At 59.7% G+C, this 22720-nt stretch carries 24 protein-coding genes; 11 read left to right on the forward strand and 13 right to left on the reverse strand.

All coding sequences use genetic code 11. From position 1 onward, the window contains the following. Positions 1-58 precede the first annotated feature (58 nt). Together OQ460_RS09705 and OQ460_RS09710 are read left to right on the forward strand one after the other, a co-directional pair. Entirely contained in the window at positions 59-1111 is a 1053-nt protein-coding gene (locus OQ460_RS09705) for an ABC transporter permease (RefSeq protein WP_410021589.1), read from the forward strand. Between the two features lie 348 nt (positions 1112-1459). Continuing rightward, positions 1460-1864, forward strand: coding sequence for a TraR/DksA family transcriptional regulator (locus OQ460_RS09710; protein ID WP_410021590.1), 405 nt, complete (start codon positions 1460-1462; stop codon positions 1862-1864). A gap of 132 nt (positions 1865-1996) precedes the next feature. Here the strand turns inward: OQ460_RS09710 and OQ460_RS09715 are convergent, their stop codons facing one another. The 3 genes from OQ460_RS09715 to OQ460_RS09725 all read right to left on the reverse strand — a co-directional run bounded on the left by OQ460_RS09715 (position 1997) and on the right by OQ460_RS09725 (position 2955). Beyond that, positions 1997-2239, reverse strand: a complete 243-nt coding sequence (locus OQ460_RS09715) for a DUF2789 domain-containing protein (protein ID WP_410021591.1) — start codon at positions 2237-2239, stop codon at positions 1997-1999. An 85-nt stretch (positions 2240-2324) separates the two neighbouring features. Continuing rightward, on the reverse strand, positions 2325-2555 hold the full coding sequence (locus tag OQ460_RS09720; protein ID WP_410021592.1) for a hypothetical protein: 231 nt from the start codon (positions 2553-2555) through the stop codon (positions 2325-2327). Positions 2556-2700: 145 nt separating this feature from the next. Further along, positions 2701-2955: a hypothetical protein gene (locus OQ460_RS09725; RefSeq protein ID WP_410021593.1), complete on the reverse strand. Its 255-nt coding sequence runs from the start codon at positions 2953-2955 to the stop codon at positions 2701-2703. Positions 2956-3330: 375 nt separating this feature from the next. Between OQ460_RS09725 and OQ460_RS09730 the strand changes: the two genes are divergently transcribed. From OQ460_RS09730 to OQ460_RS09740, 3 genes are all read left to right on the forward strand, one after another. Further along, complete coding sequence (locus tag OQ460_RS09730; protein ID WP_410021594.1) at positions 3331-3801, forward strand: hypothetical protein; 471 nt, start codon at positions 3331-3333, stop codon at positions 3799-3801. Further along, positions 3801-3998: a hypothetical protein gene (locus OQ460_RS09735; protein WP_410021595.1), complete on the forward strand. Its 198-nt coding sequence runs from the start codon at positions 3801-3803 to the stop codon at positions 3996-3998. Before OQ460_RS09730 ends, OQ460_RS09735 begins: the two co-directional genes overlap by 1 nt. 123 nt (positions 3999-4121) lie before the next feature. Further along, entirely contained in the window at positions 4122-5138 is a 1017-nt protein-coding gene (locus OQ460_RS09740) for an ABC transporter substrate-binding protein (protein WP_410021596.1), read from the forward strand. 66 nt (positions 5139-5204) lie between these two features. Here the strand turns inward: OQ460_RS09740 and OQ460_RS09745 are convergent, their stop codons facing one another. Next, positions 5205-7331, reverse strand: coding sequence for a TonB-dependent receptor (locus OQ460_RS09745; RefSeq protein ID WP_410021597.1), 2127 nt, complete (start codon positions 7329-7331; stop codon positions 5205-5207). Positions 7332-7425: 94 nt separating this feature from the next. Next, positions 7426-7815, reverse strand: coding sequence for a DUF2946 family protein (locus OQ460_RS09750; RefSeq protein ID WP_410021598.1), 390 nt, complete (start codon positions 7813-7815; stop codon positions 7426-7428). Positions 7816-7908: 93 nt separating this feature from the next. Between OQ460_RS09750 and OQ460_RS09755 the strand changes: the two genes are divergently transcribed. Beyond that, positions 7909-8346 carry a DUF3995 domain-containing protein gene (locus tag OQ460_RS09755; protein ID WP_410021599.1) on the forward strand — a complete coding sequence of 146 codons (438 nt, stop codon included), beginning with the start codon at positions 7909-7911 and terminating at the stop codon, positions 8344-8346. Positions 8347-8373: 27 nt separating this feature from the next. On the opposite strand, the gene OQ460_RS09760 is transcribed toward OQ460_RS09755, so the two are convergent. The 7 genes from OQ460_RS09760 to OQ460_RS09790 form a co-directional block, all read right to left on the reverse strand. Further along, a complete protein-coding gene (locus tag OQ460_RS09760; protein ID WP_410021600.1) occupies positions 8374-8742 on the reverse strand; it encodes a Na+/H+ antiporter subunit G in 369 nt (122 codons plus the stop codon). Further along, positions 8739-9017, reverse strand: a complete 279-nt coding sequence (locus tag OQ460_RS09765) for a K+/H+ antiporter subunit F (protein WP_410021601.1) — start codon at positions 9015-9017, stop codon at positions 8739-8741. Before OQ460_RS09765 ends, OQ460_RS09760 begins: the two co-directional genes overlap by 4 nt. Then, positions 9014-9502 (reverse strand): Na+/H+ antiporter subunit E, encoded by a 489-nt coding sequence (locus OQ460_RS09770; protein WP_410021602.1) that lies wholly within the window; start codon positions 9500-9502, stop codon positions 9014-9016. Before OQ460_RS09770 ends, OQ460_RS09765 begins: the two co-directional genes overlap by 4 nt. Further along, on the reverse strand, positions 9499-11181 hold the full coding sequence (locus OQ460_RS09775; protein ID WP_410021603.1) for a monovalent cation/H+ antiporter subunit D: 1683 nt from the start codon (positions 11179-11181) through the stop codon (positions 9499-9501). The genes OQ460_RS09770 and OQ460_RS09775 overlap by 4 nt, the downstream gene beginning before the upstream one ends. Then, entirely contained in the window at positions 11178-11522 is a 345-nt protein-coding gene (locus OQ460_RS09780) for a Na+/H+ antiporter subunit C (protein WP_410021604.1), read from the reverse strand. The genes OQ460_RS09775 and OQ460_RS09780 overlap by 4 nt, the downstream gene beginning before the upstream one ends. Further along, positions 11522-14443 carry a monovalent cation/H+ antiporter subunit A gene (locus OQ460_RS09785; protein ID WP_410021605.1) on the reverse strand — a complete coding sequence of 974 codons (2922 nt, stop codon included), beginning with the start codon at positions 14441-14443 and terminating at the stop codon, positions 11522-11524. Before OQ460_RS09785 ends, OQ460_RS09780 begins: the two co-directional genes overlap by 1 nt. A gap of 165 nt (positions 14444-14608) precedes the next feature. After that, positions 14609-15535, reverse strand: a complete 927-nt coding sequence (locus OQ460_RS09790) for a DMT family transporter (protein ID WP_410021606.1) — start codon at positions 15533-15535, stop codon at positions 14609-14611. A 92-nt stretch (positions 15536-15627) separates the two neighbouring features. Between OQ460_RS09790 and OQ460_RS09795 the strand changes: the two genes are divergently transcribed. After that, the gene (locus OQ460_RS09795) at positions 15628-16191 is read left to right on the forward strand and encodes a helix-turn-helix domain-containing protein (protein WP_410021607.1); all 564 of its coding nucleotides are present in this window, start codon (positions 15628-15630) and stop codon (positions 16189-16191) included. On the opposite strand, the gene OQ460_RS09800 is transcribed toward OQ460_RS09795, so the two are convergent. Next, on the reverse strand, positions 16188-16574 hold the full coding sequence (locus tag OQ460_RS09800) for a cupin domain-containing protein (protein WP_410021608.1): 387 nt from the start codon (positions 16572-16574) through the stop codon (positions 16188-16190). The genes OQ460_RS09795 and OQ460_RS09800 overlap by 4 nt on opposite strands. 178 nt (positions 16575-16752) lie before the next feature. Between OQ460_RS09800 and OQ460_RS09805 the strand changes: the two genes are divergently transcribed. Genes OQ460_RS09805 through OQ460_RS09820 form a run of 4 tightly spaced genes read left to right on the forward strand, consistent with a single transcriptional unit; the run spans position 16753 to position 22706 of the window. Further along, the gene (locus OQ460_RS09805) at positions 16753-18915 is read left to right on the forward strand and encodes a TonB-dependent receptor (protein WP_410021609.1); all 2163 of its coding nucleotides are present in this window, start codon (positions 16753-16755) and stop codon (positions 18913-18915) included. A 33-nt stretch (positions 18916-18948) separates the two neighbouring features. Next, entirely contained in the window at positions 18949-20295 is a 1347-nt protein-coding gene (locus OQ460_RS09810; RefSeq protein ID WP_410021610.1) for an alanine racemase, read from the forward strand. Positions 20296-20325: 30 nt separating this feature from the next. Continuing rightward, the gene (locus OQ460_RS09815; RefSeq protein WP_410021611.1) at positions 20326-21327 is read left to right on the forward strand and encodes a hypothetical protein; all 1002 of its coding nucleotides are present in this window, start codon (positions 20326-20328) and stop codon (positions 21325-21327) included. After that, entirely contained in the window at positions 21315-22706 is a 1392-nt protein-coding gene (locus tag OQ460_RS09820) for an MATE family efflux transporter (RefSeq protein ID WP_410021612.1), read from the forward strand. The genes OQ460_RS09815 and OQ460_RS09820 overlap by 13 nt, the downstream gene beginning before the upstream one ends. Positions 22707-22720 lie beyond the last annotated feature (14 nt).

Genomic DNA, 22720 nt, shown 5'->3' on the forward strand with positions numbered 1-22720 from the left:
GAATAAAAAAGCGTCGGCCGGATAACGGTTGGTGCCACGGAATAAAAGGTGAGTGGTTATGAACGCGATACTGGAAAGCAAACCAGAGGGAAAGAAATCCGAGGAAAAGAAGCCCGACACGGCGCCCAGCAAAAGTCGCAGACGTTTGCCCACCGAGTTGAGCATTTTCCTGGTACTGATTGGCATAGGTCTGGTATTCGAACTGTTTGGCTGGATCGTTCGTGACCAGAGCTTCCTGATGAACTCCCAGCGCCTGGTGTTGATGATTTTGCAGGTATCGATCATCGGCCTCCTGGCAATTGGCGTGACGCAGGTCATCATCACGACGGGCATCGACCTGTCTTCAGGCTCGGTACTCGCGTTGTCGGCAATGATCGCCGCCAGCCTGGCGCAAACGTCAGACTTTTCGCGAGCGGTGTTTCCATCCCTGACCGACTTGCCGGTATGGATTCCGGTGGTGGTGGGGTTGGGCGTAGGGCTACTGGCGGGCGCGATCAACGGCAGTATTATTGCCATTACCGGTATCCCACCATTCATTGCCACCCTGGGCATGATGGTTTCGGCCCGTGGCCTGGCTCGCTATTACACCGAAGGCCAACCGGTGAGCATGCTCTCGGATTCCTATACGGCCATCGGCCACGGTGCAATGCCAGTGATTATCTTCCTGGTGGTAGCGGTGATCTTCCATATCGCGCTGCGCTATACCAAGTACGGCAAATACACCTATGCCATCGGCGGCAACATGCAGGCGGCGCGAACTTCGGGCATCAACGTCAAGCGGCACTTGATCATTGTCTACAGCATTGCCGGCTTGCTGGCCGGGTTGGCGGGCGTGGTGGCCTCGGCACGGGCGGCGACCGGGCAGGCCGGGATGGGCATGTCTTATGAACTCGACGCGATTGCCGCGGCAGTGATCGGTGGTACCAGCCTGGCAGGCGGAGTAGGGCGCATCACAGGTACGGTCATCGGCGCGCTGATTCTTGGGGTGATGGCCAGCGGGTTTACGTTTGTGGGTGTGGATGCCTATATCCAAGACATCATCAAAGGGCTGATTATCGTGGTCGCAGTAGTGATCGACCAATACCGCAACAAGCGCAAACTCAAGCGCTGAGGGGGCTGAGTCATACGCTGCAAGCTATAAGCCGCAAGCTGCAAGCACGACGAGCCTTACATCTTGTCGCTTGCAGCTTGCGGCTTATAGCTGCTTTATTGAATTTCCTGCTATAAAAGCACTCCGATGACCACCTGCCAAGCCCGTCCTGGTGCCTATTGGGGGAATGTCGGACAAATTGCCTGTCATTTCAGTTGCTGTGCCCTCAAGTCAGCCGTAGACTGCCGCCCCTCGTAAATTGAGTGCCGGGTGGCGCTTGGAATGGACGGCGCCTTTCCGAGACCTGCAAGGGTCGGCCGGAACGCTCCCTTATTCGCCTTAATGCACGTATTTTTTATAGAGAAATCAATGACAAAGGAAAAGTTGCTGGCCATGCCGGCGGATGACTACATGAATGCCGAACAGCACGCTTTTTTCGAGCAGTTGCTGCAAGACATGAAAGTGGAACACCACGAGCGCATTGAGCTGAACCGCATCGCCATTGAAAGCCTGGACACCCCGGCTGACCCGGCTGACGCCGCTTCAGTTGAAGAAGAGCGTACCTGGCTGGTCAATGCCATCGACCGTGACCAGCGCATGCTGCCACAACTGGAACAAGCCCTGGGTCGCATCAAGGATGATTCTTTCGGTTGGTGCGACGACAGCGGCGAGCCGATCGGCCTCAAGCGTCTGCTGATCAGCCCGACCACCAAGTACTGCATCGAAGCACAAGAGCGTCACGAGCAAATCGACAAGCATCAGCGCCAAGCTTGATAGGTTGAAGCTCCCGCCACGCCTGCGACGCGGCGCTGTCGCACAGCTGGTTGAAAAGAGGCGAGGGCTGCGTGTCGAGGGCCACCTGGCGGAAGGTGTTGTATCACCGACCGCCGGCCCGCCCGCATCGAATCAAGTTTCAGGAGAATCGTGCAGCCGCACGTTGAGGTCATCGACCACTGGCGCCCACTGAGCATCTTCACGCAGCTTTTCTTTAAGGAAGCTCGCTTGTTGAGCGGACCAGAACGGTGCATCGATCAGCTTTACGTCGTCGGGCAGGCGATGTTTGGCGGTAAACCGTTCAATGCCTTCCTGGCTTGAGTCCAGGCCCAGTTGATCGAACAGGGTTTGCAGCGTTGGATTGATCGTGTCCATACCGTTCTCCATGTGAACTGATGATCGATATGGCTGGGAGAGCTATGGCGCGGCGTAGTTCAATTCAATCGTCGCGCTTTGCCCGTCAGGAAGTCAGTGCCCCGGAGTCCACGGCAGCCTTGAGCGCCATGGCGGCTTCTTTTGCCGCGACCGAGGCGGCCTCCACGGTTTTGAACCAGCGGTCTTTCTCTACCTGATGCAGGGTGACTGTGGTCAGTGGCGGCTTGGCGCGCATCACGATGACCGCTTGAAATTCACCGTCTACTTCCCTGGCATCGCCATGGATGAAAAACTCGCCTATATCAAATTCCGTCACGTATGGCCTTCCCTTGGAGGTGGTTGCGCAAACAAAGCCTTTCCCAGGCGGGTAAGCCTCATTGGATAGGCCAGTATGGCAGCTGTTGCCTTTTGGGGGGCGCAGTAACGTCATTGATATGACGAAAAGTTCTACTATCGTCGGTTCAGCCGGCTGCGGTATACAAGATCGCTTCCAACTCCTTGGCCAGGGCGCAGGCTTGGTTGTGACCGCTGCGAAAGCCTTTGATCCGACCGCTGGGGACTTCCAGGATATGGAAAAAGTTTTTGCCGGCAGGAATCACTCGGTACAAGGCCGAATGCAGGCACCTGTCATTGATGTTCAGGCTGTAGAATGCAGCGTCCTCGAGGTGTGAGGAGATGGAAAGGCAAGGTTCAGGCTGGCGTTGAAGTTTTTGCATGTGCAGCTCCTGTCGGTCTGTCCTGGTGACCCGCTTGCAGTATTTCGAGTGGTTTTCAGCCATGTTGCTGTTTTAATATTGTCGTCAGTCTTCGACATCTGGTTCCATCCAAGGTGTTTTTTTTGTTTTTGTTGTCGGAAAACTTCATTTTCAAATGGGTTATTCTCTGAAGTGGCGTGTCCGGTATTCTCTGGCCGTTAAACCTGTGATTTCCTGCGGCGCGTGACGATCCTGCACAAGGTCCGGCTCGTCTTCATGAGCGTGTGATGCTGCGGGTCGATCTTCTTCAGTGTGTTCGGTGTTGGGTGCCGTATTGGCCTTATTCGTGCTGCCTGCCTGGGCGGGCAGCGCCTTTTTAGATATGGGGGCGTTTCCTTGGCAGTCAGTAATCTGGATATGCACGCATTGTTCGTGCTGGGTGATTTGCGCGCAAAGTTGGTCAAGCAGTTTCAATCTCGTTTCGTTTACATCACTGAACAAACGCCTGAAGGCATTTACATTGCCGAAATCGATACCGAAACAGCGCTGGTAGTCGATGACAAACCCCGGCTTGAACTCAAGGTTGGCGATCATTTTCGCGCGGCAGTATTGCCCAGTCGCGAAGGTGGCAGGTTCGAACTCAAGTTTCGCGACATCAAGTTGAGCGTCTACGGTCTTGGGGACTACGCCTTTGTATCTTCCACGCAGGGCCAGGGGATTGTGTTCAAGGAAGGCCACAGTGTCATGCTGGTCTTCGCGGCCACTGAACAACTGCAGGAAGGCCTGACCAAGACCCTCAAGGCCGTAACCGGCAAGGCCGCCAAATGGCGCAAGGGCGAACTGGTAACGTTCAAGGCCAGTGAGTAATGGCTGTAAGCCGCGCACAGTTTCACCAGCGTAACTTGCCGGATGCCCAGGCCAAGGCCGCCGAACTACTTGCTCGTAAAAGCGATCTGCAAGGTGCCTGGTTGAATTGGGTGGCCAGCCAACTGTATGAACTTCGACCTGCCGAATTTGCAAGCATGGTGCGTCGGGAACTGCAGCGCTTGGACAACCTGCCGTAACCACCGGGGTTTGCCCGGTTCTGCGGAACCTCTACTACAGTTGCATGGACTTAAGTATTCAGAGGCTTCGCGGTATGACAGCAAAGCCATCCGCTATGGCTGTGCGAACGCGAGGTGCAAGGCATGCAAGCAATTCGAGCGCTGTTGTTGGCGTCCCTCATGACCCTAGGTCTGACAACCATGCCATCATCGGTGTCCGCCGCCCAGGCGCCGATTCATTTTGCCGACCTCAACTGGGAAAGTGGCAGCCTGATCACCGAAGTTTTGCGGTTTATAGTCGAAAAAGGCTATGGCGTGCCCACCGACACCTTGCCTGGCACCACCATCACCCTTGAGACGGCCCTGGCAAAAAACGATATCCAGGTGATCGGGGAAGAGTGGGCGGGGCGCAGTCCGGTATGGGTCAAGGCCGAGGCTGAAGGCAAGGTGGTGGGCCTGGGCGATACCGTCAAGGGTGCTACCGAGGGTTGGTGGGTGCCGGAGTATGTGATCAAGGGCGACCTGGCCAGGGGCATCGAGCCGCTGGCGCCCCAACTGCGCAGTGTGCAGGACCTGGCACGCTACAAGGATGTGTTCAAGGACCCGGAAGCACCGACCAAGGGGCGTTTTCTCAACAGCCCCATCGGCTGGACTTCGGAAGTGGTCAACAAACAGAAACTCAAGGCCTATGGGCTAGACGATAGCTACGTGAACTTTCGCAGCGGTTCAGGTGCTGCGCTGGATGCCGAAATCGCCTCGTCGATCCGTCGTGGCAAGCCGATCCTCTTTTACTACTGGTCGCCTACGCCCTTGATGGGGCGCTACAAGCTGGTTCAGTTGCAAGAGCCACCGTTTGACGCCGAGGCCTGGAAAACCCTGACCGACCCCGAACACCCAGCGCCGAAACCCACACGTTCCCTGGCCTCGAAGCTGAGCATTGGCGTGTCCACCCCATTCCAGCAGCAGTATCCGCAGATTGCCCAGTTCTTCGAGAAAGTGGATTTTCCGATTGAGCCGCTGAACCAGGCCCTTGCGAGCATGAGCGAAAAACACACCGCGCCGCGTGAAGTGGCGCAGGCATTCCTCAAGGAGCATCCACAGGTGTGGAAAGCCTGGTTGCCCGATGATGTGGCACGAAAGGTCGAGGCCAGCCTCAAATAAGGCCAGCCCCCTGTAGCAGCTGTCGAGCAAGGGGTGGGAGCTTACCCTTGCAAGACAGTTTTCGTGTCAGAACCGGCTTTGTACCGCCACCTCGAATGTCCTCGGCGATCCCAGGTAATACGCCGGCGACACATGGGCGAATTGCGCATACACCTCATTGGTCAGGTTGCGTACCCGGCCCGTCACCGACGTATGCTGGTCCACCTTGTAGGTCACAAATGTGCCGTACAGGGCGTAGGCCGGCACTGTCAGGGTATTGGCGTTATCGGCGTACACCGAGGCGACGTAGCGCGCATCCACGCCGCCTTGCCAGTCGGATGAAAAATCATAGGTCAGCCACAGATTGGCAACACGTTTGGGCACGTTGGTCGGTGTATTGCCTTTGCGCGACACCACTGCACCGTTGGCGATTTTCTCATTGAAGTCGTCGTACTCTGCATCGACCCAGGCGAAGTTGCCTTCTGCCAAAAGCCTTGGGGTAACCTGCAACGAACTGGCCAGTTCAATCCCCCTGGACGACTGCGCGCCTACCGGAATGCTGCGGGTCGGGTCCTGTGGATCGGTCACGGCAAAATCCTTGCGCTCGATCCGGTAGGCCGCGACGGTGGCCGAGCCGCGGCCCTCGAGATAGTCGAACTTGCTGCCCACTTCCCATTGCTTGCCGGTGGAAACGTCGAACACCTGCGTGGTTGTGGTCGGCTGTTCGGCGGCCGTGCTGTATTGCACGTAGATATTGGCGGTTGGAATGAACTGGTAGGTCAGGCCGATCCGTCCGGTCGTGGGCTCCCAGCGGCGCGTTGAATGCCGGGGATTGCTCGCGGTCGCCATGCGGTGGTTGGTCACGTCCAGCTCGATTGCGTCGTAGCGCAGGCCGCTGAGCAGCGAGAGCTTGTCGGTGAGGCTCAAGTGGTTTTCCACGAACAGGGCCTGGGTGGTCACCTCGTTGGTCTTGTCCTTGATAAACCCCGGCCGGGTCTGGGGAATGTCGTAGAAGTGCCCTGGATCGTAGTGGTGCGGGTCTACCGTGCTTTTGCCTGATACGTTCAACGGGCTGTTGGTGGTGCTGTTGACCTTGTACTCGAACCCTGCGGACCAGGTGGTCGCCAGGCCGAACAGTGTATTTTCATGGCGCAACTCGAACTGATTGCCGTTCTGCTCGCCTTGATGGCGGACCTGATAAGCCGTCGAACGGTTCACCAGGCTGTTGTCGGCGTTGTATTGATAGGTTTCCAGGTTGCGGTAGTCGCGCTGGCTGTCCAGGTGATAAAGGGTGTTGCGCAGGCTGGTGCGATCGTCGATCCGGTAGTCGATGATCGAGCGCGCCCAGATCGTGCGCTGCTCATAGCGACCGTCCGCGACGTTGTAATTGTTGAAGCGGTTGTGTTTGTCGATCTTCAACTCGCCGCCCTTGGGGTTGAGTACCGGTGTGCCCCAGTACGGGCTGTCTTCGTGTTCGTCCTGATACTCCAGGGCCAGGGTGTGCGACAGGTCGGGCGTCAGGTCGCTGAGCAGGGAAAAGGCCACGCTCCAGGCTTCGCGCTGCTGGCGGTCGATGTAGCTGTGATTGGTGTTGCGACTGACATCCAGGCGCGCGTAATGCTGGACCTCGGCTGCGGGCTCGGTCAGGGCGTGGTTCAGGCCGAATGCGATGCCGGCGGTGTCGTAGCTGCCGTAGCTGAGCCGGCCCTCGGCGGCCTGCTCCTCGCGGGTGGCCAGCTTCGTCACATAGTTCAGCGAACCGCCAACGGAGCCGGCACCATTGATCAGCGAGGAGGGGCCGCCTACCAGTTCCACGCGGTCGTACATCCACGCGTCCACCGGCCGCGTCAGCCCTGCAGCAACGTTGATGCCATTGAACATCTGGGTAATCTGGCTGCTGGTAAAGCCGCGATAGGAGATAAAACCGCCAAACCCCGGCGGCGCAGTGGCGTTGACCCCAGGCAAGGTATTGAGCGCATCCTGGAAGGTCTTGGCGCCACGGCGCTCGATGTCGTTGCGCTTGGCAATACTGATGGAGGCCGGGGTTTCCCGCACGCTCAGGCCCAGGCGCGAAGCCATGCCACTGGATTGATCCAGGGCCAGGCCTGGCTCGCTGGAAGATTGGCCGTCAATAGTCGTGGGCGCCAGCTCAATCGCCCAGGCGCTAAAAGGCAGGCAGCCGAACAGGCCCGCTAACAAAGGTAAATGTTTCATGTGTTGAATCCTGAAAAACATGGTTTGAACGCAACGCAAAACCGCCCGTAATCCTTTGGGCAGCGATGTGGGTGCAGATCAGAAAACGCAGGTATCAGGCGTAGGCGGGAGGGGCGCGCGGATTAGCCGCAGGCCAGGTGAGGCGGGCGGGAATGTCGGCTGCGAGCAACACCGCCATTGGCGGGGCCTGCGGCTGCGACATGACTGCGACATTGAGGCTGGAATTGAGCGCTGGTCCCATGCCGCCGCTGGAACACAGCGGACAGCCGAACGCCTTGGAGAGCGTTGGCAGCGACTCATCCGTAGTGTTTACGGGCGCCGGCGCCTGGGTGCGCGGGTCTACTGAGCAGAACTGGCCTCCAATGCCGTTGAGCTGCATGCCGATCATCTGCCCATGACCAATACTGCAGGCGAATACGTTGAACAGGACGCAGCAATAAAGCATCCAGGCAATCAACGAGCGGTCGGCACGGGCGAGTTTCATAGGGCGGCACTTTAGCACCAGCTGCCGACGAAATACCTGCAAAAAATCTCACAGGGACTATCCTGTCCCGGACTTTTTATAAGGGTTCCAGCCATGAGCTTTATCATTGCGCGGTGGATTGTCGGCGTCTTTGCGTTTATCAGCATGGTGCATGTGTATTGGGCGGCGGGGGGCAAGTTCGGCAGTACCGCTGTCATTCCCCAGTTGCCTGGGGAATTCGGCCGAGGGCCGCGGCCTGCGTTCAAGCCCTCGGCACTGGGTACATCGTTGGTAGCCGTGGGCCTGGTAGTGATCGCGTTGTTGGTATGCCTGCGCGCCGGGTTGTATTTCGACCCGGTGGGCCATCAGGCCCTGCAGTGGGGGATAAGCGCCATTGCCTTGATCATGTTTGCGCGGGCGATTGGTGATTCGGAACTGGTGGGGTTTTTCAAGAAAGTCGGCGGGTCACGGTTTGCCAGGCTGGATACGTTTTTCTATTCGCCACTGTGCCTGGTGTTGGGTGCGGGGTTGTTGGTGGTGGCTTGGGCCTAAGGTTCCCGGCCTGACCACCTCCCAGGATCACTGCTCATCCTGTGGCCTGCGACTACTGACTTCCGCCGGCACATCATCTCCCGCCATGCGCTTGCGGAACAACGCGGTGCGCGCCAGCAGCAGTGTTGTGACCGGCACGGTGATCGACAGCAGGATCGGAATCAACCAGCCGTGCAGTACGGGCCCGGACTTGAGTGTCGAGAAGTAGATAATCGACGCCAGCGCCACGCACCATGCACCCAGGGTCGACGCCAGTGCTGGTGGATGCATGCGCTGGAAAAAATCGCGCATCCGCAACAACCCTATCGCACCGATCAGCGCAAACAGGCTGCTGAGCACCAGCAGCACGGCCACGAGGATTTCCACCCACAGCGGCAGCTCACTGATATTGATCATTCGATTACCTCCCCGCGCAGCAGGAATTTGGCCAGGGCGAACGAGCCGACAAAGCCGAACAGTGCGATCAGCAGCGCCGCTTCAAAGTAGGTGTCGCTGGCATAGCGAATACCCAGTACCAGCATCATCAACATCGCCAGGATATACAGGTAATCCAGTGCCAATACCCGGTCCTGAGCCGACGGGCCTTTGAACAAACGCGCCAGGGTCAGCACCATCGCCAGGGAAAACACAAACAGGCTGAACAGGATCGCATTGGAGAGCAGGGCGCTCATTCGAAGATCTCCATCAGGGGCTGTTCGTAGGCATGCTTGAAATGTTCGATAAACTGCACTTCATCCTCCAAATCAAACACGTGCAATAACAGGATGCTGCGGTCCAGGGCCAATTCCGACCAGATGGTGCCGGGGATGACGGTGGTGATCATCGACAGGGCTGCCAGGCCGTTGGCGTCCCGCAGGTCCAGGGGGATCTTGATGAACCGCGAGCGGGGTGGGCGCGACCCGCATGTCAGCACGCTCCAGGCCACTTGCAGGTTCGAGACGAGCACATCGCGACCCACCAGGAAAAACAGGCTGATGATCACGCCGGGCCGACGGATACGGATCGGCAGCGGGCGCAGCGGAGCCATCATCAACGGTGCCAGGAAACCCAGGATTGCCCCCAGCAGCAGGTTGCCGGGACTGATGGACAGGTTCAGCAGCAGCCACAACATCCACAAGGCCAATGACAGCCACGGGGCCGGGAACAAGCGCTTCATGGTTGCACCTCCACTGCAGCGGCCTTGGCTTCGGGGCTCGGTACAGGCCGGGTGGCCATGACGGCCATCACGTAGTGCTCCGGGTTGTCGAGGCTGGTGGCGGTGTCCTGGGTAAATTGCAGCAGGGTCTGGGCCTTCACGGTCAGGCCGATGGCGAGACCGAGCAGGATGAAGATCGGTATGCACTCAAAGCGTCGCAGCAGCGGCGAGGGACGCTCCTCCGGAGTCCAGAAGCGCTGGATGCCGAGTCGGGCAAAGGCAATCAGCGAGGCCAGTCCGGAAAGAATCAACAGTGCCACCAGCCCCCAGGCTGCCGGACGGATAGGCGTGTCGACGGCATTGCCCAGCCCCATCGGATTGATCAGGGCGCTGAGCAGGCTGAGTTTGCCGATAAACCCGGAAAGCGGTGGCATGCCGATAATCAGCAATGCGCAGGCAATGAAGCTCAAGCCCAGGAAGGCGACCGTCCACGGAATGACCTGGCCGACCACCGCTTTTTGCTCATCGTCCAGGTTGGTGCCCTTGGGTGGGTTCAGGGATTCCACGGTCTTGGCCAAGGCTTCGATGTCTTCGTCCAGCGGCAGTTCGTTGGCCGAGCGCGAACGTTCGATCAGTTCGGCCAGCAGAAACAGCGCGCTCAACGCCAGGGTGGAACTGACCAGATAGAACAGCGCCCCGGCGGTGAGGCTTGGCTGGGCGAAACCCACTGCTGCCAGCAGAATCCCGGCCGACACCAGTATGCTCAGGCTGGCCATGCGTTCCAGGCGTTGGGCGGCGAGCATCGCCAGGGCAGCGCAGGTGATGGTTGCCATGCCGCCGTAGATCAGCCAGTCGCCGCCAAAGTACGCCGAAGCCCCCGCCTGGCCGGAGAACAGCAAGGTCGACAGGCGCAGCACGGTGTACACGCCGACCTTGGTCATGATGGCGAACATCGCAGCCACGGGTGCGCTGGCCGAAGAGTAGGCCGGTGCCAGCCAGAAGTTCAGCGGCCACATCCCGGCCTTGGCCAGGAACGCCGTGGCCAGAATCGCCGCCCCCGCGTGCAGCAGGCCACGATCGGCCTCGGGCACCAGCGGGACTTTCAGCGCCAGGTCGGCGAAGTTCAGCGTCCCGGTGACGCCATAGATCAGCGCCGCACCGATCAGAAACAGCGATGAGGCCAGCAGGTTGATCGAAATGTAATGCAGCCCCGAGGATACCCGTGCCCGGCCCGAGCCATGCAGCATCAGGCCATAGGATGCCGCCAGCAGCACTTCGAAAAACACAAACAGGTTGAACAGGTCGGCGGTCAGGAAGGCGCCATAAAGACCCATCAACTGGATCTGGAACAGTGCATGGAAGCTGCTACCCGCACGATCCCAACGAGCCATGGCAAACAGCAGGGCGCTGACGCCGATGATCCCGGTCAGTACCAGCATCAGCGCGGACAGTTGGTCCACCACCAGCACGATACCGAACGGGACCTGCCAGTTACCCGGCAGATACACGCCGATGGAGCCGGGACCGCCTTTTTGCGTCCAGTACAGCATCAGTACGGCGATACCCAGGCCAAGCATGCTCGAGAACAGGTTGATCCGGGCCTTGAGCGGGCGGTGCTTTTCGCCCAGCATCAGCATCAGTCCGGCGGTCAGCAACGGCAGCAGGATCGGTGCAATGATCAGTTGATTCATCCAGCTCATTCCTTGGGCTCCCGACCGTCCACATGGTCAGTGCCGGTCAGCCCGCGGGACGCCAGCAACACCACCAGAAACAACGCGGTCATGGCGAAGCTGATCACAATCGCTGTCAGCACCAGGGCCTGGGGCAGGGGATCGGTGTAGTTGAGCAAGTCCTGAGGCACACCGTCCTTGATGATCGGTTCCTTGCCGATAAACAGGCTACCCATGCTGAAGATGAACAAGTTGACCCCATAGGACAGCAGGCACAGGCCCATCACCACCTGGAAGGTCCGTGGTCGCAATGCCAGCCAGACGCCGGAGGCCGCCAGGACTCCAATCGCAATTGCAATGACTTCTTCCATCAGGCAGCTCCTTCTGGCGTTGCAGCGGCTTTCGCCTGGCTGCTGGGTTTATGGGCCCGTACCGATTGGTGACCCAGGGCGGTGAGGATCAGCAGGGTCGAACCGACCACCATGGCGTACACGCCGACGTCGAAGAACAATGCGCTGGCGATATGCAGGTCACCCAGCACCGGCAAGGTGAGATGCACGGTATGGGTGGTCAGGAACGGATAGCCTGCGAACAGCGCGCCCAAGCCGGTCAACGTTGCTGACAGCAGGCCGAAGCCCATCCAGCGCATCGGTCGCAGACTCATCTGGGCTTCGACCCACTGAGTACCGGCGACCATGTATTGCAGGATAAACGCCACCGACATCACCAGACCGGCAACAAAGCCACCGCCCGGCTGGTTGTGACCGCGCAGGAACAAGTAGAACGACACGACCAGGGCAATCGGCAGTAACAGGCGTACCAGCACCGCCGGCACCATCATGAAGCCCAGGGCGGTGTCGCTGGCCTGGCGCGGGTTGACCAGGTCGGTGTCCACATCCGGCGCCAGGAGTCGCTGCTGTGCAGGAAGTTGCATGCTTTCCTTGGGTGGACGAAAACGTCGCAGCAGGGCATAGACGGTCAGCGCCACGGCGCCCAATACGGTGATTTCGCCCAGGGTGTCAAAACCGCGGAAGTCCACCAGCATCACGTTCACCACATTGCTGCCGCCACCTTCAGGCAGGGCGCGGCTCAGGTAGAACGATGAGATATCGTTGGGCGTCTGGCGCGTCAGCATTGCGTATGACAGCAACGCCATGCCGCCACCGACCACGGTGGACAACAGCAAGTCCCGCAAGCGGCGGATGCGCGCCTTGCGCAACGAACTGGGCAGTGGCGAGACCTCTTCGATCCGCCGTGGCAGCCAGCGCAGGCCCAGCAGGATCAGCACCGTGGTCACTACCTCGACCGCCAGTTGGGTCAGCGCCAGGTCGGGCGCGGAGAACCAGACAAACGTGACGCAGGTCATCAGGCCGCAAACGCTGACCATGGTCAGGGCCGCCAATCGGTGATACTTGGCTTGCCAGGCGGCGCCCAGGGCGCAGGCAATTGCCAGCAGCCACAGGGTCACAAACACGATGGAGCCCGGAATCTTCGGTCGGTCGCCCCAGCTCAGGCCGCTGTCGAGCATCGGGATCATCCCGGCGACCACGGCCGCCAGTACCAGCAAGAACAGCTGTGTCTGCAAGCGCTTGGTGCTGACGCGTTTCTCGATCCTGCGCGCACCACGCATCATCACCACCAGGCAGCGCTCGAACATGCGTTTGCCATTGAAGTAGCTGATGATCGGCGGGTACTTGAAGCGCCCGCGCTTGAGTTGCTTGCGCAGCAGCAGGTACAGCACCACACCGCCGGACATGGCCACCAGGCTCATGATCATGGGCGCATTCCAGCCGTGCCAGATCGCCAGGCTGTACTCGGGAAGCGCGCCACCGACGACGGGCAGCGCGGCAGCAGCGAGGATCGAACCTACGACCTGGGCCGGGAAGATCCCCACCAGCAGGCAGGTGAATACCAGTAGCTCCACCGGCGCACGCATCCAGCGTGGTGGTTCGTGCGGGGTATGCGGCAGGTCGGTGGCGGCCGGGCCGAAGAACACGTCCACAGTGAAACGCAAGGCATAGGCAATGCTGAAGGTGCCGGCGATAGTGGCGATCACCGGCAAGGCAATTTCTACCCATTGTGTCGATGAGATGAACACCGTTTCGGCGAAGAACATCTCCTTGGACAGGAACCCGTTGAGCAGCGGCACTCCTGCCATGGAGGCACTGGCGACCATGGCCAGGGTGGCGGTAAACGGAATCAGCCGGACCAGGCCGCTGAGCTTGCGGATATCCCGGGTTCCGCTTTCGTGGTCGATGATGCCAGCGGCCATGAACAGCGAGGCCTTGAAGGTCGCGTGGTTGAGGATATGAAATACCGCCGCGACGGCGGCCAGCGGGCTGTTGAGGCCCAATAACAGGGTGATCAGCCCAAGGTGGCTGATGGTGGAGTAGGCCAGCAGGCCCTTGAGGTCGTTCTGGAACATCGCGCAATATGCCCCAAGCAGCAGGGTCATGGCCCCGGCGCCACCGACAATCCAGAACCACTCTTCGCTGCCCGACAGCGAGGGCCACAGGCGGGCCAGCAGGAACACGCCGGCTTTCACCATCGTCGCCGAGTGCAGGTAGGCCGAGACTGGCGTCGGCGCGGCCATGGCATGGGGGAGCCAGAAGTGAAAGGGGAATTGTGCGCTTTTACTCAGGGCGCCGATCAGGATCAACGCCAACAGGATGGGATACAGGGAGTGGGCACGGATCTGGTCGCCGGCGGCAAGCACCTGGTCCAGATCGTAACTGCCGACGACATGGCCGAGCAGCATTACCCCCGCCAGCAAGCACAGACCGCCCGCGCCAGTCACCATCAGCGCCATATAGGCGCCACGGCGCGCGTCGGAGCGGTGGTGCCAGTAACCGATCAACAGGAACGAGAACAGGCTGGTCAGTTCCCAGAAAAACACGATCTGGATCAAGTTGCCGGAAATCACCAGGCCCAGCATCGCGCCCATGAAGGCCAGGAAAAACGCGAAAAAACGCGGTACCGGGTCGTCCGGGGACATGTAATAACGGGCGTACAGCGACACCAGGCTACCAATGCCCAGCACCAGCATGGAGAACAGCCAGGCGAAGCCATCCAGGCGCAGGACGAAGTTCAGGCCCAGGCTTGGCAGCCACAAGAACTCTTCGCGTATCACGCCGCCGTCGGCGATCTGCGGGTACAGCAGCGCGACTTGCACAGTGCCGGCCAAAGCCACGAGGCCGGCCAACAGCGATTCGGTGTTACGGGCGTTATGCGGCAGCAGGGCCGCCAGACAGCTGCCGATGAAAGGCAGAAGCAGTAGAACTATCAGGGACATAGGCTTCTAATCTGCGGTGATTTGGGATGCATCATACGTGCCGGATTCACGATCACCAAACGTCAACCTGTGGCAGGATCCTACAAGAGAAGCAGCTACAAGCTACAAGCTGCAAGCTGCAGGTGAAGAGCCGGCATGTATTTCTTGCCTCTTGCCGCTTAAAAATCAGCCCTGGGAGTTCTGTTCTACCGAGCCTTCTGTATCGACCACTTTTGTGCTGCCTCTCTTCATCTCACTGACAATCACCGCCAACACAATCAGCGCTGCGCCGAACATGGCAAACGGGGGGAACCGTTCGCCGGCAATGCGCCCGATGACCCCGGCCCACACCGGTTCACCGGCATAGATCAGGGTGGCGCGGGTCGGCGAGACGCTTTTCTGGGCCCAGTTCATCGCCAGTTGGATCACTGCACTGCTCAACCCCAACCCTACGGTGGTGAGTAGCAGCAACCAGGAAAACCCCGGCAGTGCCTCGCCCATGGGCACCACCATCAAGAACGCCAAGAGCGATGCCGTGACCAGTTGCACAAAGGTCACCCGGCGGATATTCACTTGGCCTGCGTAGGCGCTGATCAGGATGATTTCGGCGGCAATCGCAATCGCGCCGATCAAGGTCGCGATCTCGCCAGGGCTGAAATTCAGCGATGCACCGGCTGGTCCCGTCAGCAGCATCAGGCCGCCGAACGCCAGCATGATGCCGATGCTTGGCATCAAGCCGGGGCGCTGTCCCATTACCAGCCACTGTAACAACGGTACGAAAGGTACATAGAGCGCAGTGATGAACGCCGACTGGCTGCTGAGAATCGTCTGCAGGCCGATGGTCTGCAAGCCATAGCCGAACAGGATGGCGGTGCCGATAAAGCAGCCAGCCTTTAATTCAAGCAGGGTCAGGTCGCGCAGGGTGCGCAACGAAAGCGCACCCACCACCAGCGCCGCTGCTGCAAAGCGCAGGCCGACAAAAAACATCGGCCCGCTGACGTTCATGGCATGTTGCACCAGAATAAAGGTGCCGCCCCATATCATAGTGATCAGCACCAGCACGCATTCGGCTTTGCTCAAGCGCAAGAAAAACGAGGAGTTCGAGGTATTCATGGGTGCCCTGGTCTTGCATGGGAAAGGCGCGGAACGCACAATGCGCCGCAGCTGGGCAGTATACTGCGCAAGACGACCAAGTGAGCAATATAGTGCACAAAGATAATCCGCAACGAGCTTCCGTACTGCAGCATGTCAGTCAGAACGTCCGCGGCCTGCGCCACGGCGCCGGGTTGAGCCAGACGGCGCTGGCCGAAAAATCCGGCGTCAGTCGACGCATGCTGGTGGCCATCGAGGGGGGTGAAAAAAATGTCAGCCTGACGACCCTCGACCGCGTGGCCGAAGCCCTCGACGTAGCGTTCAGCGACTTGATCCAGGCGCCGGACGCCCGCGACTCCAGTCGCATCAACGAGTTGGCCTGGGCTGGCGAGGTGGATGGCAGCAAGGCCGTGTTACTGGCCAAGGCCACCGCCCGGCGTGAAGTCGAGCTGTGGGAGTGGCGCCTGGAGCCCGGCGACGCGTATTGCCCGGACCCCGACCCGGAAAGTTGGAGCGTGCAGTTATTTGTCTTCGAAGGTTGCCTGACCCTGGTAGTGGCGGATCTCGAAACGCTCGTCGGCAGCGGCGAGTTCTTCATGTTTGCCAGCCACTTGCCACATGTCTATCGCAATGATGGGGACGTGGCCGTGCGTTTTGTGCGCAATGTGGTGATCTAGATCCACACATCGTTGCTCATGGTCCGTTCCCCACCCTGGTCGCCGGTGTTCAGCACCCCGCAGGGTTCGACCAGCAACAACTTCACCTCCTTTTGCGCATACGGCTTGTGCTCGACGCCCTTGGGCACCACAAACATCTCGCCTTGATTGATCGTCACGGCACTGTCACGAAAATCAATGCGCAGCGTGCCGTCCAGGACGATAAAAGTCTCATCGGTATCGGCATGGCTGTGCCAGATGAAGTCGCCTTCGATCTTTACCACCTTAAATTGATAGTCGTTCATCTGGGCGATGACTTTCGGCGTCCATTGTTCGCTGAACAGGGCGTACTTCTGGGAAAAGTTGATCGCAGTGTAGGGGGATGAAGCCGTCAGGTCGGACATTGCAGGCGCTCATGTAATGAAAGATCGAGCGCTGACGTTAAATGCAGCCCGCCACCGGGTATTGAATGATTGTGCGATTGGCAATTCAAACATAATGTTATATTGTATCTCTTGATAACGATTCTCATGCATTGAAGCTGAGATCGGCTTACTTCTTTCTCGGATCAAGGGATTGCTGATGAACCAGTTGCACGGGATGTCCCCCAGGTTTTCAACGTTGCTGGCGGCGGGGTTAATTTCCTCTCTCACGGGTTTGCCCAGCGCCCTGGCAGATGATCGCGACGAGTCGGTTACCGAGCTTGAAGCCACACGGATCAGTGCACCGCTCAATAAAGCGCTGGAGGTCAATGCCGGTGGTTTCGGCGCCAAGGACACCATGGAAATCCCCTTGGCAATCCAGAGCTACAGCGCCAAGACCATTGCCAACACCTCGGCGCGTACTGCGGTCGATGTCTTGAGTCTTGATTCCTCGGTACTCAGCGCCTCAGGTGGCAGCGGCTTTGACAACTTGCGCCTGCGCGGTTTTGCCATGGACAATTTCAACACGATCCGCCGCGACGGTCTGACACTGGCTCCGCATCACGATGTGCCCCTGGAAAACATCGAGCGCATTGATGTACTCAAGGGCCCATCGGGCTTTCTCTATGGCTTCAACTCGCCGGGCGGCACCATCAACTACATCCTCAAGCGGCCCACGCTTGAACCGTTGCTGGACGTCACCGTGCAAGGCTCCTCTCTTCTGGGCCGCTACGTGGCCATTGATACCAGCGACTCGTTCAACGAAGGCGCCTTTGGCTACCGCCTCAATGCCGGCTATGAAAAAAATGGCGACTACGATCACGCCCGCGACATGGAACGCAAGTTCATTGGCCTGGCCACTGACTTTCGCCTGAGCGACCGCGCGCTATTGCAGCTCAACGCCGATTGGTCGCGTAAATCCACGGTTGCCGATCCGTTGCTGCGTGCCGACCAGAGTGGCCGTGCCAATCAACTGGACCCTTCCAGCTATGTGTTGCCGCCCAAGGTAAATCGCCGGGATCTGTTGACCGGCTCCTGGTTTCGTCACCAGACCGAAGGCGCCAACCTGGATGCCAAGTTCGAGTACGAACTCAACGACAACTGGACCTCCGTCACCCAGGGCAATTATTCGCGGGTCGAACGTCACGGCGGCTACAACGATCTATTTGGTATCAAGCCCAATGGCGATATTGGCTCTGCCGACTTCTACGTATCCCGCGGCGAGGTGTTCAGCACCTGGTCATTGCAGTCGTACCTGGCCGGCAAGTTTGCCACCGGCGACATTTACCACGATGTGTTCTTCGGCACAGGCTACAAGCAATTCAAGGATGTGAGCCCGTTCTGGGATTCGGTGGACAGCAACACACCGGGCATCAGCGTAGGCGACGTGTCGGTGGGCAATATCCGTCACCCGGTCAACCCGAAGAAATGGCATTTTGGCCCGCAGCTTGCGACTGATTTTGTCTCCAGCATCAAGGAAACCTCGGTCTTTGCCAGCGACCTGATTTCCCTCAACGAACAGTTCCAGGTCATGCTCGGCGGGCGCTACATCTGGTACCGCGCCGAGCAACTTTCCGCTAATGCGCCTGCACAAAGCCACAATGTGTTCGTGCCCAGTGCTGCGCTGATCTACCGGCCATGGGAAAGCGTGATGACCTACGTCAGCTATTCCCGTGGCTTTGAAAAAGGCGACTACGCCCCCCACAACGCGGTCAATGCCAACCAACCCACGGATGCCATCGAATCCCAGCAATACGAAATCGGCCTCAAGGTCGATCTCAACCAACAGCTCAACCTTGGCCTGGCGCTGTTCGATATTCGCCGCAAGGCCAGTTACCTGAATACCGACAACCTGTATGTCAATAATGGCGAATACCACCATCGTGGCGCCGAACTGACGTTGAGCAATCGCGTCACCGAGGCCTTGACCCTCACCGCCAACGCCACCTACCTGGCCACCCGCCTCGAAGATGTGGATGACGTGACCGTCGCCGGCAAGCGCACTGAAAGCGTGCCGAAATGGAAGGGCGCAGTTGGCGCGCTCTACAGCGTACCTGCCGTTCCCGGGTTGTCGGTGGACAGCACGCTGAGTTATGTCGGCAGCCGTCCGGTGGACCCGCAGAACAGCGGCTATATCCCCAGCTACACCTTGTTGGACGCCGGTGTCAGCTACCGCGCAAGGCTAGCGGATACCCCAGTGACCTATCGCCTGCACGGCAAGAACCTGACCAACAAATACTACTACGCCAGCGCTTATTACCAGGGCGGGCTGGACGTGGGGCGCGAGCGTGAAGTGTTTCTCTCGGCCAAGTTCGAGTTCTGACCGTACCTTCAATCTGCTGACAGGGATTAGTCGATGACACACTCCAGTTCGTTGCCCGGCCTGCGGCACCCTTGGGTCGACCGCTTGCTGAACCAACACCAGCGCAGCCTGACCGAGCTGGTCAACGGCCTGGGATCGCCGCTGCATCTGGTATGCCCGGCGGTCTTCAGTGCCAATGTCGAGGCGTTCCAGCGCAGTTTCGTCCGGGCCCAGGTCGCCGGCAGCCTGTTGTTTGCAAAAAAGGCCAACAAGGCCGGCTGCTTTATCAAAGCGTGCGCCCTTAAAGGCATTGGTGTTGACGTGGCCAGCGTTGGCGAACTGCAAAAAGCCTTGGGCGCTGGTGTGGCCGGAACCGATATTGGCGTATCAGGCCCGCGCAAAACCGATCAACTGCTCAAGCTGTGCCTGGCTCACCACTGCCTGGTGGCGGTCGACTCCCTGGACGAACTGCATCGCTTGCACGCGCTGGCGCAATCACGCCGGCAAACTGCGCGCCTGCTGCTGCGCTGCCTGCCGCAGATGCAGCCCGGCAGCCGTTTTGGCCTGAATACCCAGGAGTGCGAGCAGGCCCTGGCGTTCTGCCGGCAACACAGCGTGACGCTGGAACTGGAGGGATTTTCGTTTCACTTGAGTGGTTACGACACCCAGCAGCGCGCCCAGGTCGCCAATCAGTTGATCGACCTGTGCCTGGCCAGCGATCTGGAAGGCTGCCGCTCAGTCAATCTGGGCGGTGGATTTGCCGTGCGCTACATGGATCCAGAGCAGTGGCAGGTTTTTATGGACGAGCAATACCCCGAACTGTTTCACGGGGGCAAGGATTTCGCCGGCTTCTATCCCTACGGCGCGTTGCGCGCAGGTGCCGAGGTGCTCGATGACATCCTCGCAAGCCCCGTCGGACCCGGGCTGACCCTGGCCCAGAAGGCCAGTAACCATGACGTGCGCCTGATTATCGAGCCCGGTCGTGCACTGCTGGACCAGGCCGGCGTCAGCGTGTTCCGGGTCCAGGGCGTGAAGGACCGCAGTGCCAGCGAAGGATATGCGCTGGTCACGGTCGAGGGCAGCAGCTTCAACCTCTCTGAACAATGGTTCAACAGCGAGTTTCTGCCCGACCCGTTGCTGGTGGCGACATCACCCAGGCCATTGGCGCCTTTTGTCGCGTGCATCGGCGGTGCTACCTGCCTGGAATCCGACCTGTTGACCTGGCGCAAGGTCGCCTTCGACCGCCCGATCCTGCCCGGTGACTTGCTTATCTATCTCAACACCGCCGGGTATCAGATGGACTCCAACGAATCGCCGTTTCACGAGGTCGCGTTGCCTCAAAAAGTCGCGGTGGAACTGCGCGACCAGCACTTCCACTGGAAGCTGGACAACCTGGCTTGAGCGTTCAAACCATCGAATAAGGAATCATGAGTGAACAGTCCAACCAAAGCTGCCGCCGCCGATCTGTGGGTGCTGCCCCAGGCGGCGCTCGAAGATCTGGGGGTCAGCTATCGCGAAGTGCTGCAAGTGGTCGAACAGGCCTACAAGGCCCTGCGCAGCGGTGATTCGCAAAACCCGCTGAAGACCATCGTCGAACCCCAGGACCGCCACTCCATCAGTTATTCGATGGTCGGCCGTGACGGGGCGAGCCACACCGTGGGCTTCAAGGTGGTCTATGAACATGACCCGCAGCGCACACGCGGCGCCTATCAGTTTCATTCGTTCATCTTTTTGTGTGATGACCGCACCGGCCGACCGATTGCCTTGATGGACGTGGTCAAGCTCGGCCCGCTGCGCACGTCGGCCACCTCGGCGCTGATGGCTCGGGCGGCGTGCCCCGACGCCCGCAGTGCGCTGGTGGTGGGCACGGGCGTACAAGGGCAGGTCGCGCTGCCGATGCTGTTGGCGGCGCTGCCCGACCTGGAGCGCCTGTATGTCTACGGCCACTACGCCGATGGCTTGCGCGCGGTCAGCGACAACTTGCGCAAACACCACCCACAGCGCGAGGTGATCGTGGTCGACGACCTGCCGCGCGCGGCTGCCGAGGCTGACATCATCCTTGGGGTCGCCGGGCTGTCGGCAAGGCAACAGGTGCAACGCTCCTGGCTCAAGCCCGGTGCCGTCGCCGTGCTCGTGGGTTATGGCGTGGACGCCGACGTGCTGCATGGTGCCGACTATCGTATCGCCACTGATACCGCGCAAATGCAGGTTACCAGCGCCGATCTCGCGGCCGCCGACGGTAGCCTGCCCGACGTGGATGCAGAGCTGCCGGATATTCTCCTCGGCCTGGCCCCCGCGCGACGTCACCCCGACGATGTGGTGTTTGCCTATAACAGCGGGATGGTGGTGACCGATGTTGCCCTGGGCCGCTTGATGGCCGATCGCGCACTGGCGCAAAACCGTGGGCAGAGGGTCAACCTATGGTCGGCTTGAACGAGGCTCAAAAGCTCAACTGGAAGACAGACAGCGCGTCACTCCTGTTGTTGGCGTTGCCACTGATATTGACCAATCTGGCGTACGTGGCCCTCACCACCATCGACATTGTGGTGCTGGGTGCCCTGGGGGCCAGGGAATTGGCAGCCGGCGGCCTGGCCATTGCGCTGTTCAACCAATTGCGCACCACCGGGACCGGGTTGGTGACAGGCGTCAGTAACCTGGTGGCCCAGGCCAATGCACGAGGCGATGAGGCCCAGGTGCGAGCGCTGCTGGTGGCTGGCCTGGTGTGGGCGACGGTCAGCGGCCTGGGGTTCATGCTCCTGCTCCTGGCTTTGCGTCAGCCATTGACCTGGCTTGGCCAGGACGAGACGGTAGTCGCCGACGCCATGGATTTCCTGCTGATCATTGCGCCCGGCCTGTTGCCGTGCCTGTGGTTCCAGGCGTTGCGCCACTTTACCGTCGGCCTGAAATACCCAGGGCCGTTGTTGGCGATCACCTTGATTTCGATCTTGCTGACGGCGGCACTGAACTACGTGCTGGTGTTCGGTAAATTTGGCGTGCCGGCGTATGGGTTTATCGGCGTGGCGATCACCAGTGCAGTGGTGTTCCTGCTGTCGTTCCTGATGTTCCTGGGGGTGGTGCTGACCAACCGCAGGCTTTGCGGCTATTTCGTGTTGTCGCAGTTGAGCTTTTCGCCCCAGGCCATCAAGGCCGTGTGGAAACTGGGGCTGCCGATTGCCGGAACCTATGCCAGTGAAGCCGGTTTCTTCAGTGTGCTGACGCTGCTGATCGGTACTTTAGGAATGGAGGCGTTGGCGGCGCAAACCATCCTCAACCAGATCATCTACATCGTATTCATGTTCTCGGCGGGGATCTCCCATGCCGCCTCGATCCATATCAGTGAGGCCTGTGGCACGGGGCACTATCAGCGCGCCCGGCAACTGGGGCGTCTTGGTCTGCTGCTGGGGCTGGCGACCATGTTGCTGTTCGCCATTCCCTATGCACTGGTGCCCGAACAGGTGGTCGCTCTGTTTATCAGCGTCGAGCACGCCAACAACCTCAACGCCGTGCAACTGGCGAGCACCGGGTTATTGATTGCCATCGTGCTGCAGATTTTCGACGCCAGCCAGAACATCGGCAATGGCATTTTGCGCGGGATCGGAGACACCGCCGGGCCGTTGCGCATTTCGCTGTTCGGTTATTGGTTGGTCGGGCTGCCGGCCGCCTGGTTGCTGGGCATTATCTGCCCGTACGGAATCTTTGGCATCTGGGCCGGGCTGGCCATCGGGCTGGCGGCCACGGCGCTGTTGTTGGTTGTGTCTTTTGAACGCCAACTCAAGGCTCTTAACCGCGCGGACGCCATTGCGCTCTCGTAGAACCCGGACAAGGA

Source organism: Pseudomonas imrae, from assembly GCF_046352735.2.
Classification (GTDB): domain Bacteria; phylum Pseudomonadota; class Gammaproteobacteria; order Pseudomonadales; family Pseudomonadaceae; genus Aquipseudomonas; species Aquipseudomonas imrae.